The following is a 12,494-nucleotide window of genomic DNA, read 5'->3' on the forward strand; positions in this document are numbered from 1 at the left end:
TATTAATCCTCCTTTATCGCTTTAAATGCACAACTTTCAATACAAGCACTACATTTAATACATTTATTTTGGTCAATTGTAAATGGCTCTTTTACTTTACCTGAAATTGCTCCAACTGGACAAATTCTTGAACACTTAGAGCAACCTTTACAAAGATCCTCTTCAATAAATATTGTTTTTAATTTTTGACAAGTTTTAGTCGGGCATTTTTTGTCAACTATATGAGCCTCATATTCTTCGCGGAAATTACTTATAGTACTAACTACTGGGAATGCAGCAGTCTTTCCTAGTCCACAAAGTGCCGTTGAAGATATAGTATCAGCAAGATCTAATAACAAATCTAAATCTTCCATTACGCCTTGTCCTGAAACAATTCTTTCAAGAATTTCAAGCATTCTCTTAGTACCCTCACGACAAGGAATACATTTTCCACAAGATTCATTTTGAGTAAAGTTCATAAAGAATCTAGCTACCTCTACCATACATGTATTATCATCCATAACAACAAGACCACCTGATCCAATCATTGCTCCTGCTTTCTTCAGTGAATCAAAGTCTAATGGTAAATCTAAATGTTCTTTTGTAAGACACCCTCCAGATGGACCTCCAATTTGTACAGCCTTAAAGTCTGCACCGTCTCTTATACCTCCACCTATCTCGAAAATTATTTCTCTTAATGTAGTTCCCATTGGAACCTCAATAAGACCTGTGTTTTCAATATTCCCTGTTAATGCAAAAGCCTTTGTTCCTGGACTTTTTTCAGGACCTATAGATTTATACCACTGTGCCCCTTTAGAAATAACTATCGGAACATTCGCAAAGGTTTCAACATTGTTTAATACTGTTGGTTTCCCAAAAAGTCCTTGCTCTACAGTTCTTGGAGGCTTAACCCTTGGCATACCTCTTTTTCCTTCAATAGAAGCTGTAAGTGCACTACCCTCTCCACATACAAAGGCTCCAGCTCCTCTATTTATTTTCATATCCATATTAAAGCCAGTACCTAAAATATTTTTCCCTAATATTCCGTATTTTCTCGCTTCTTCGATGGCATTTTTTAGTCTACTTACTGCAAGTGGATATTCTGCACGCACATAAATATAACCTTCTTCGGCCCCACAAACTGCTGCTGCAATCATCATACCTTCAATTACTCTATGAGGATCGCCCTCCATTATACTTCTATCCATAAATGCACCTGGATCACCTTCGTCGCCATTACACACAATATATTTTTCAGTAGCTGATTGACGCTTTACTTGACCCCATTTTCTACCTGTTGGAAATCCACCGCCACCACGGCCTCTTAAGTTAGATTCTTCAACCTCTCTAATAACATCATCTGCATTCATATCAAATAATACCTTTTCCAATGCTGAATATCCACCAGTAGCAAAATATTCCTCAATTGAAGTAGAATCAATATGTCCACAGTGCTCTAATGCAAGCCTTGTCTGTTTTTTGTAAAAAGGTATTTCTTCTTGTGATTTATATACTTCCCCATTTTTAGTATATGCAAGTCTTTCTACACACTGCCCATTAAGTATAGTTTTTTCAATAATTTCCTCACAATCCTCAGCCTTTACTTTTATATATAAGTATCCCCAAGGCTCTATCCTTACAAGAGGACCCATTTCACAAAATCCATGGCACCCACTTTTTTTAATTCCAACAGATTCATCATGAGGTTCCTTCTCAAGCCTTACTTCGCAATTTATATTACTTTGTCCCATAATCTTTGTAAACTTATCATAAATATCTAATGCTCCACCTGCAATACAGCCGGTACCTGAACATACAAGAATCTTTATCTTTTGATTATCTAAGCTATTCTTATAATCCGCTCTTATATCTATTAAATCTTTTCTATTAAGAAGCATTCTATTTTTCCTCCCTAAGTGTATTTAAAAGTTCCAAAGCCTTCTCTGGAGTCATAGCACCATATACTTTTTCATTTACTGTTATAGCTGGTGCTAATCCGCATGCTCCAAGACATGAAACCGTTTCCACCGTAAAGTTCAAGTCATCACTAGTAACTTTTTCCTCTGAAAGTCCTAATTCTTTTCTTAACTTATCAAGAATAGGAATTGATTTTCTAACATGGCATGCAGTTCCATCGCATATCTTTATTATGTATTTTCCCTTTGGTTCTAAAGAAAAATTTTCATAGAATGTAGCTACACTATAGATTTTAGCTTCGCTAACCCCTAATTTTTGTGAGAAGTAAGAAAAAATGTTTTCAGGCAAATATCTATATTCATCCTGTGTATCTTGCAATATAGCAATAATATTGCTAGCCTTATATTCATGATTTTGCAAAATATAATCTAATTTACTGTAGTCAAATTGTGTGTCCATGATTTTCCCCCTTGAAATATTTGTTAATTTATTATCATGATAATATTTTATACTATATAATTAAGTAATTCAACATAAAATATGAATTATTCCATTTAATTTTCAGAATAATCTAATTTGCGTCACTAATACAGTTTTAGATACTTTCTTATGCATTTATATAGTCCATATATTATGATATATATGTCTTAAAATAGTTAAAATCATGATAAAATATCCACTTTATCATGATTATTATTTTTTAACTTATTTCTTATTTATACTTAATTTACTTTCTTTATTTGTTTTTATATTAACTATTTAATTAATTTCTTCACTTATTCTATGATGTTACTTATATTCTTTCATAATATTTTGTAATTTATTCTAAACTTTGTCAAAAAAACTACTTACCCCATCTAGAAATATTATAGCTGCCAATAAATCTGCTGAGCCTCCTGGACTAATATTATCCTTAATACACTGAGTTTCAAATTCCATAGCAGCTCTACTTCCTTCTACACTACTGAACCCTCCCAAATCTAATATTCGTTGAGATTCCTGTTGAACTTCATGAAGCTTATCTATGTTATGCCTATATACGATAGTACTATCTTCTATCTGTCTCATTAAGTTTAATAATGTATTTGCATATAGGTTATTCCCTTTAAGTTCTGATTTCATATATTCAGGTAAAATATCATTAAATATCTTTTCAAGTCCACCTTTTACCTCACCTCGAATTCCAGTAAAATTATGTTTTAAATATAACTTTTCTCCGTGGGTTAAGTTTTCTTTTTTATATACATCTTTAAAATCCTCTAAAATATCCTCGCACATATTTTTAATTATATCTTTAATTTCTTGAAATTGTGTTTTTTCATAGATTGCTTTCCCTACAGCCGCAGATATTACCCCAATTAAAAATATCATTCCCTTATGAGTATTAACTCCATCTGTAGCTTCAAACATCCTATTTTCACATTGAATTCCTATAGTTCTTATAGCCTTAAAGATATTTTTCGGTGTCTCATAGCAATATCCAACACTAACCATATCTTTAATATATGGTATTATTGCAAAACTGCTTTTAATAAATGTATAATAGTCCATATCCTTATGAGATCCCATTGTACTTGGAGATACCAACCCAAAGGATGGCATAGTAGATACCTCTGAAATAATACTTTCCAATGCAATTTGGGATATATTATAGCTAATGAGTTCTCTATTTTTAATATACAGTAAATACTCTTCATATTTATCGTTAAAGTACTTTTTTATTTCATCAATACTATGGGTTACAGCTCTAGAACATACCCTAGCATCTTCATGGCATAAAAAACATCTTCGTTGACTTAATCCCAATTCACTTCTAGAACTTCCTACTATATTATTATTTTTATCCTCTTGATTCTTATCTATATAATACACATCTAAATCTACACATCTTCCAAGGGGATGATTTTCTTCTACATATACCAAAAACTTTTTTATTGTAATATAGTCTGTCCTAAATATAAAATGTCCAATTAATCCCTCTTTATTTTTGTATATTTCTTTATAGATAATATTTTTTTCTTGAAATGATAATATATCATTATATATTACCCTTACAATATTATCTGTAATAAAATTTGATTTCTCAAGGCCTGGATAGTTTACACGTACTGTAGCAAGTGTGTTTCCATTGCTATTTTTTAGTAACCGTTCTTGGTGAATAACACGTTTTTCTCTATGATCTAAGAATTCATCTATTTCACTTATATTCATACTAATTTAGTAATTATGAAATTTATTTCAAATTACCAGTCACCTCACTTGCTTTAAATTCAAAACTCAGGATTAAGGGTAGTTAATTTCAAACTTTAAATTTATAATTAATGCGGTAAATTTGTACCCTTCAACTTTGTTATTATTTCTCTTCCTTTTTCACTATTTAAAAATTCAAAGGTGGTGTCAGGAACTAATTTCCTTATTGCTTCAATATTCCCCTCTTTAAGCAATTCTCTCACTCTAGATGCACTTATAGCTTCATCCATAAATTCACATCGTTCAATTACCTTTACCTCAACCCCATACTTAGGTAAAACTTCTTTTAGCGTCTCATTATAAGTATTTGTAACTTTACAATAAGGTTCACTTCCTACATAACGTCTTACAATATTTAGAGCGCTACAAAAATACTTTCCAAATACATTTCCATCAATTTTTGTGTATTCTTTTAAAATATCATCATCTTTCCTCAAAAAATAATTCGGGAAAGTCGCTGAAGATATTATATAATTACCCCCTGGAATCACTTTTACATTTTCTAGTTCTTTTACGCCTTCTTTTATTAGTTCAAATCTTGTCTTAAAAGGGAAAGACGATTTATCTTCTTCCACTACAAAGATAATTACATTTTCACTATTTTTTGCAGCTTTCTCTACAATATATTTATGTCCAAGTGTAAAAGGATTACAATTCATAATTATAACTGAATACTTTTCATCGTCTTTAATATTAAAATCATTCTTCATTTTTCTTAAAACACTATTTATATTTTTATTACCTGTTTCTAGTAGGCTAACTTTATCTGTATCAACTATTACTTTATATCCAAGACCTTCAAAAAGAAAATTATTAGTTGGTTTTGTAAAGATAAAGTTATGGTATATCCCTTCTTCAAATAGTTTGTTTGTAATATCTGTTATAAGGGTATTAGAAATTCCTTGCCCTTGATAGTTCTCATTTATAGCAAAACACTTAACTATATTATTTTTTTTAGAACATGTAGCAATTATATCTCCAGAATCTTCTATTATTAAAGTATAATCTACATCCTCATATTTTAGCTCAAATCCCTTTAAAAACTCTTCAACTCTACTTACTTCTCTCTTTGATTTAAGATTTATTCTTTGAGTGTTATAATACATATTTTCACCTCATATTAATTTAAATTTCTATATCTTAAATTTAACCCCTTACTACAATTATATTATAATGAAGGTCTATTCAGTTTTTTTCTATTCTCGCTCTATATCCTGCACTCCATTATAATTGCTATTACCGTAGATGTTTTCACTCAAATTATATCATAATATAAAAAGAGTGTTGGCATCAACACTCTTTTTATGTATATTTTTTTCAAATGAACTAAAAATTCAAATCTACTTCTTTAGTTTTTTAACTACATCTATGATGCTTCCGTCTCTGTATTCAATAGCGGCTATAACTTCATCTGTAAACTCTAATTCTTTTGGAACACCAATAAGTCTAACAGCAATTCTTCTTAATTCTTCCATAGTTATAAGTGGAAGACCTGCTTTCTTGAATTTCTCAATTAAATCTTGACGTCTTGGATTTACAGTTACACCATAATCTGTAACAACTACATCTACAGTGCTTCCTGGAGTAACTATTGTAGTTACTTTATCTATTATCGTTGCTATTCTTCCACGAGTAAGCGGCGCAACTAATATTGATATTTTCGCCATAGCTGCTGTATCACTATGACCACCTGATGCAGCTCTTATAACCCCATCAGAACCAGATATAACATTAACATTAAAATCTGTATCTATCTCAAGAGCACTTAATATAACAAAATCTAATTTATTAACTGCTGATGATTTGTTTCCTATGCTTGCATAGAAATCTGAACTTACTTCAACATGCTTCTCATTTCTACCAATTGATTCTGCTGCAGATAAATCAAAACATTGAACATCAAATAGTGTATCTACAAGTCCTTCTTCTAATAAGTCTACCATTGGTGCTGTAATTCCACCTAATGCATAGCTTAATTTTATATCTCTTTTCTTGATTTCTTCTTTTACAAATCTTGTAACTGCTAGTGATGCTCCACCACTACCTGTTTGCATAGAGAATCCATCTACAAATAATCCTGAAGCTGTCATTACATTTAAAACTCTCTTAGCCATTAATAATTCTTTAGGGTTTGATGTAAATCTAGTAGCACCTGACATGATTCCAGATGAATCCCCAATCTCCTCTACTACAGCTACATAATCAACTTGAGTTTGAGGTATGCTCTGTGGGAAGTTAGGGTAAGGAACTATAGTATCTGTTACAACTACTACCTTATTAGCATATTGAGCATCAACCATTGCGTATCCTAATGAACCGCATATTGACTTTCCTACCACTCCATTAGCATTACCCATGCAGTCTGCAGATGATGCTGCTAAGAAAGCTACATCTATCTTAAGATCACCAGATGTTATAGCTCTAGCTCTTCCACCATGAGAACGTACAACTGCTGGATTTTCTCCTAAAACACCTTCTGAAATAGCCACTGCTAATTTTCCTCTAAGTCCACTAGTCTCTATTCTATCTACCACACCATTTTTAATATGTGCTACAAGTCCACTATGAACTCCAGCAAGAGAACTTGCTGCAACCCTTAAGTTTTTAATTCCCATTTCAGCTAACATATCAACAACCATCATTACAAGCTTATCACCTGCTCTAAAGTGATGGTGGAAAGATATTGTCATTCCATCTTTGATTTCACATTTTTCAATAGCTTCCTTTAAAGAACCAACTATTTTATCTCTTTTAATTTGCTCCTTTAAATTTTCACTATCACTTTCAACCATTCTATCTGCACATTGATTAGCAAATGGTGAAACATATGAACTTCTATTTTCATAACCTTTAATACTATTTAATAAATTCTTATCTATTCTATTTGTATTACTCATTACATTCACCTCCAACTAAAACCCCTGCAGCTTTTGCAAGTTCTAGAACTCTTTGAGCTCTTTCTATAATTGGCTTATCAACCATTTTCCCATCCACTGTAAATACTCCTCTATTCTCACGTAAAGCTTCTGCTGTAGCATCTACAATTTTCTTAGCTTTCGCTATTTCATTTTCTGTTGGTGTAAATACGTCATGCACTAACTCAACTTGTCTTGGGTGAATTAGCGACTTACCACCAAAGCCCATTCTCTTAATTAAGTTTGCTTCATTTAAGAATCCTTCATCATTATTTACATCAGCATAAACTGTATCTAAAACTTCAAGTCCACAAGCTCTACCAGCCATAGCTACCATTCCTCTAGCTACATAAAGCTCGTCCCCTTCTGGAGTTCTTGTAGTCTTCATGCTTGTTACAAAATCCTCTCCACTTATAGCCATACCTATCAATCTCTTGCTAGGTGCTTTTGCTATAGAGAATGAATTCATAACTCCTAAAGCAGTTTCTATAGCTACCATTATTTTAGTAGAACCAACTTCTCTTCCACATGCTTTTTCTATTCTCTCTATTTCAGCATCAACTATCATAACATCTTCTGCTGTTTCAGTCATAGGTATTCTAATAACCTCTACCCCACCAGTTACTACAGCTTCAAGGTCACTCTTCCAAAATTCTGTAGCTAGTCCATTAATACGAACTACTGTTTCAATTTCTAACTCTTTATAGTAATCTCCAAGATTCTGTAGCATGTTATGTACTAAGAATCTAGCAGAATCTTTTTCTGTCATTGCTATCGCATCTTCTAAATCAAACATTACTGAATCAGGTTTGTATATGTGTACATCTCTTATAATTCCTGGGTTATTCCCTGGAACAAATAACATAGAACGTCTAAGTTTCATTTTACTCTCCCCTTACATCCATTTATAATCGTTATTTTGGGCTGATCTGTATACTGCCGTTTGAACTCTGCTTTTTATTACTGGATTTATTGCACCTTTGTCATTTGCAAATACTTTTCCATTCAGTACGCCTAAGGAATTAAGAGTTTCTTTGATTACTAACTCAATTTCCTCTCCAAACTGTGCCATAACTGTACTTTCTAGAGTAATTTCAATTCCAGCTGTTGATGGTTCAATTATAATCTGAATATCACTTGATTCTAATGTACCAGCACTAGCTACTACTTTAAGTTCCATATCCACGCCTCCTGATATAAAATTTAGTTTATTATAACCTGTATCCGTTTGCATATAAATCATCAAAATTGTATGCAGTTTTTTTATATTGTATACAAGTTGTTTTTATTGTATACAATTATTTATTAAAAATCAAGCATATTTATAATTTTCTTGAAATTTTACTTAATAATAGGCAAATAAAAAACTGATGCTACTACCCGCATCAGTTTTTATAGTACAAATATTTTTTTCATTGGTTTTATAACATAATTTACAACTAAATCTTCATAGCCTTTTCAAATGATATTTTTGCATTTCTAATATGCTCACGAGTTATTGTTTCTGCCAATTTGTCATCTCCAACTTCGATAGCATCAACAATTTCAGTATGTTCCTTCAATGCACTTATCCGTCTCTCAGATGTTAACAAACTTACTTTTCTAAGACTTTTCAAGTACTCGTATATATATTCCATGTCTACTACCAATCTCTTATTTTTACATGAGTTTAATATTATCTTATTAAATCTATCATGGCATTTCACATATTCTTCTTCTTCATTATTCTTTATACAAATCTCCATCATAGCAATGATTTCTCTTAGTTCCCTTATCTCAATTCTCGAAATATGCAGACAAGCTCCTCTTGCTGCTAACCCCTCTAGCACTTCCCTAATATCGTAAATATCCATAGCATCTTCACAACATATCCCCTTAACAACTGCACCTTTTCTAGGGATATTAGTAGCTAGTCCCTCACTTTCAAGCTGACGTAAAGCTTCTCTAACTGGAGTTCTACTGACTCCCATTGCCTGTGCTATACTATTCTCAATTAATCTTTCTCCGGGCTTTATCAGATTTGAAAATATGGCATTTCTTAGTTGTCTAAGAATTATTTCTCTGATAGATATTCCTTCACATTCATCCATTTCATCCATTTTTTTAAAAATACTATTCATAATTACCAACATCCTTAACACAATTAATCATTTTATCTTCGGCATAAATTCTTCACTTCACAAATTACCACATATCAAACCATAATATTATATATCTACAAACTATTAAAATTCTTTAATAGTTTCAAACTCACCATTGCATTTATTATAAATAATTACATACTTCTTTGAATTTGTCAAACTATTATTCTAATAATAAATGTTTTATTTTTATATGAAATGTTTAGCATTAATTTTTTTCACCAAAACTGTGAGACTCCAATGAGTCATCAATAATGATTAAAATGATAGTTTGTCCACATGGAATTTATGAGAATAATCGTATTTTTTACGCTATTCTCATAAATATATTATCCTCTAAACTCAATTTTATTATAAAATCACTTTGACTTATTATACTTATTTACTTGTCTTTGGTTTAATAATTTATTAAGTTCATTTTCAGAAATATCTCCAAAGTTTTTAAACTCATAATTATTATCCTTAAAATATTTGATTATGATTGGCAATGCTTTAGGTGTAGTTGTATTAGACCCTCCATCATGCATTAAAACTATAGCTGTATTAGGATCTATATATGTTTTCTTAAGCTCTCTTCTAAAAGTTGCAAGAAGCTTTTCAACTGGAACCTTTGTGGTTGATGCATCTTCTATTGAAATGTTCCAATCCACATAATATAAACCTTCCTCACATAATTCATTTCTTATTTCTCTTAATGTGGTTTTATCTCCCACCGTTGTACTAGAACCACCAGGCATTCTCATAAACTTAGAAGGTTCATGTCCAAGAACATTCGTAATTGCTTTAAATGCTTTATTATAATCCTCTAGGTATTCACTTTTACTAGCATAATTACTCTTCTTATGATTATAAGTATGCACGCACACTTCATGTCCTTTATCTTGAACTGCTTTGAGAATGTTAGGGTTTTGCTCTGCAAGCTCCCCTATAACAAAGAACGTAGCCTTAATACCTTCCGCTTCTAAAACTTTTAGTATTTCTAAGGTATTTTTTGTTGGACCATCATCGAAAGTTAAATATACTACCTTCTCCTTATTCTCTACACTCAATTTATCACTGTTATCATCCGCAAAAACTAATGTGTATGTTGAAATCATTATTATAATCACAATTATTGTAATGCTTTTTAACTTTTTCACCTTTAACCCTCCTATAAAGAAATCATTCCTTTAATAATAGGTTTCCTTGTTAATAATGAACCTATACTATAATTTAAAAGGATAAATTAACAAAAACTACTTGTATTTTAATGAATAAAATACAAGTAGTTTTTTAATCTCTCTATATACTTTTGATACAGTTAGCTTTTGTTATAATTTTAATGTTATCGCACATTTCTCGCAAATATTCATAATTTGCAATATCATAGTTAATTTCTTTAGGATTCAGAGGACTTCCAAAATATACTTCTGGATGTGCTGACGTAGAATAATCATTTCTTTTTGTAAATGATGCTACATGTAATTGATTAAATTTAAGGTCTTCAATCATCCACTTTACATTATGAGGTCGTACCCCTCCCGGAAGTATTTCTATTCTTCCATTTGCATATTTAACAAGTTCACTTAAAAGGTCTGCACCATCTTCAATAGTGTTTTTTTGTCCTTTTGTTAAAATTCGTTTAACCCCTAAATCTACTAAGATATCTATAGCCTCAAAGGGATCCTTAACCACATCAAAAGCACGATGGAATACAGCCTCTTTATCACCAATAATCTCCATAAACTTTTTGCAACGCTCCACATCTATAGTGCCATCTTCATGCAGTACTCCAAATACAATACCATCTGCACCTGCATTAATAGCCGCCTTCATATCAGTTTCCATAGTTTTAATTTCATAATCTAAATAACAAAATCCGCTACCTCTAGGTCTAATCATTACCATAATAGGTATATCGACAGCTTTTTTTGCCTCTATAATTGTTCCAATAGAAGGTGTGATTCCACCTAAAAACATATTAGAATTTAATTCAACCCTATGAGCTCCCGCGCTTTTTGCAATTATTACATCCTCTAATGAACCACAACATATCTCAACTAATACCTTCTTCGTCATAACTAATCTCCTTTATATATCTAAGCATTATTTACTATTTTTAAATATTAATTTCACTCTACTCTTATCAATTAATTAAATCTTATCCCTAAATATACTCTACTCTCACCAATGAATTAGAACTTATCCTTAAATCTACTCTATTTTCACTAATGAATTAGAATATATCTTAAATTTAACTTCATTCTATTTTCATCGTTAAACTATAACTCATCCCTAAATTTAAATTTAACTATACTCTCGCCAATTACTTTATTATTATCATTAACAATAATACTTGGAAAGACTTTTCTTAATCTCTCAATAGTATCCTTATTTTTATAGTTAATTTGCTCTAAAATAGATGCAATGATTATTGGCCACTCTTCCTCTGAACCATCAATTATTTTAATTGAAAATCCTAATCTTTCTTCCTTAAGTCCAAAACAATACACACCTTTAGCCCCACCTTTAGCTACTATGTTCTTATCCATAAGTAGTAGTGAGCAAATTAGATTTGTACCTGAAACCATTTCATAATTTTCATTCATTAGACCTGTTATCTTTATGACCGCATCTCTAGTAGCTTCATCAGCTATAGTATCAGGACACGCCATTGTCATATAACTCCTTGCAAGATACTTCATTGGCATACCAAATACAGGAACGCCACATCCATCAGTTCCAATGTGAATATCTTCTCTTGGATAACCTGATATCATTGATATATGAGAAAGAATTTCCTGCTGGGCTGGACTATTTATATCCCAATATTCCTTCCTATCACATCCCATAGCTGTACATAATGTTAAAATCCCAACATGCTTACCAGAACAATTATGATAAACACGTCTTTTTTCTCCACCATTTCTTAAAATTTCTTCCTTCTCATTAACCGACAATGGATATGTTGGAAGGCAAATTAGCTCATCTTCATCAATATGAACTTTCTCCAATAAAGATTCTATAGCATTAACATGAAACTTTTCAGCTCTATGTGAACCTGTAAGAACAGTTATTTCCTTATCTTTAAATCCATATTTCTTTTCAAGACCTCTTTTTATTAATGGGATAGCTTGTATTGGTTTTGCCGATGACCTCATATAAGTTACAAAGTCTGGATTCCCAACTGAGTAGATAACCTGTCCATCATCTCCAACGCAACAGATATACCCTCTATGTACACACTCTACTAAATCCCCTCTATATTCTTCAACTAAAATCTCCTCCATACTAACACCCTCCTATTATCTAA

The 12,494-nt window shown here is 31.5% G+C and carries 11 protein-coding genes; all 11 read right to left on the reverse strand.

The genetic code is table 11. From position 1 onward, the window contains the following. Positions 1 to 2: 2 nt before the first annotated feature. The 11 genes from nuoF to RSA29_RS13540 all read right to left on the reverse strand — a co-directional run bounded on the left by nuoF (position 3) and on the right by RSA29_RS13540 (position 12,471). A complete protein-coding gene (gene nuoF, locus RSA29_RS13490; RefSeq protein ID WP_346943289.1) occupies positions 3 to 1,877 on the reverse strand; it encodes an NADH-quinone oxidoreductase subunit NuoF in 1,875 nt (624 codons plus the stop codon). Between the two features lies 1 nt (position 1,878). Then, complete coding sequence (locus tag RSA29_RS13495; RefSeq protein ID WP_346931559.1) at positions 1,879 to 2,355, reverse strand: NAD(P)H-dependent oxidoreductase subunit E; 477 nt, start codon at positions 2,353 to 2,355, stop codon at positions 1,879 to 1,881. A gap of 366 nt (positions 2,356 to 2,721) precedes the next feature. Beyond that, entirely contained in the window at positions 2,722 to 4,107 is a 1,386-nt protein-coding gene (gene citG / locus RSA29_RS13500; RefSeq protein WP_346943290.1) for a triphosphoribosyl-dephospho-CoA synthase CitG, read from the reverse strand. A 107-nt stretch (positions 4,108 to 4,214) separates the two neighbouring features. Beyond that, positions 4,215 to 5,252, reverse strand: coding sequence for a [citrate (pro-3S)-lyase] ligase (citC, locus tag RSA29_RS13505; RefSeq protein WP_346943291.1), 1,038 nt, complete (start codon positions 5,250 to 5,252; stop codon positions 4,215 to 4,217). Between the two features lie 234 nt (positions 5,253 to 5,486). Further along, complete coding sequence (citF, locus tag RSA29_RS13510; protein WP_346943292.1) at positions 5,487 to 7,043, reverse strand: citrate lyase subunit alpha; 1,557 nt, start codon at positions 7,041 to 7,043, stop codon at positions 5,487 to 5,489. Continuing rightward, positions 7,036 to 7,944, reverse strand: a complete 909-nt coding sequence (locus RSA29_RS13515; protein WP_346943293.1) for an aldolase/citrate lyase family protein — start codon at positions 7,942 to 7,944, stop codon at positions 7,036 to 7,038. The genes citF and RSA29_RS13515 overlap by 8 nt, the downstream gene beginning before the upstream one ends. Before the next feature lie 12 nt (positions 7,945 to 7,956). Beyond that, complete coding sequence (citD, locus tag RSA29_RS13520) at positions 7,957 to 8,241, reverse strand: citrate lyase acyl carrier protein (RefSeq protein ID WP_346943294.1); 285 nt, start codon at positions 8,239 to 8,241, stop codon at positions 7,957 to 7,959. A gap of 259 nt (positions 8,242 to 8,500) precedes the next feature. Next, complete coding sequence (locus RSA29_RS13525) at positions 8,501 to 9,181, reverse strand: GntR family transcriptional regulator (protein ID WP_346943295.1); 681 nt, start codon at positions 9,179 to 9,181, stop codon at positions 8,501 to 8,503. A gap of 380 nt (positions 9,182 to 9,561) precedes the next feature. Next, positions 9,562 to 10,341, reverse strand: coding sequence for a polysaccharide deacetylase family protein (locus RSA29_RS13530; RefSeq protein WP_346943296.1), 780 nt, complete (start codon positions 10,339 to 10,341; stop codon positions 9,562 to 9,564). Between the two features lie 142 nt (positions 10,342 to 10,483). After that, the gene (locus tag RSA29_RS13535; RefSeq protein WP_346943297.1) at positions 10,484 to 11,260 is read right to left on the reverse strand and encodes a copper homeostasis protein CutC; all 777 of its coding nucleotides are present in this window, start codon (positions 11,258 to 11,260) and stop codon (positions 10,484 to 10,486) included. 203 nt (positions 11,261 to 11,463) lie between these two features. Further along, positions 11,464 to 12,471: an asparaginase gene (locus RSA29_RS13540; protein ID WP_346943298.1), complete on the reverse strand. Its 1,008-nt coding sequence runs from the start codon at positions 12,469 to 12,471 to the stop codon at positions 11,464 to 11,466. Between the last annotated feature and the right edge of the window lie 23 nt (positions 12,472 to 12,494).

The sequence above is a fragment of the Clostridium sp. genome (assembly GCF_036660475.1).
Classification (GTDB): domain Bacteria; phylum Bacillota; class Clostridia; order Clostridiales; family Clostridiaceae; genus Clostridium_J.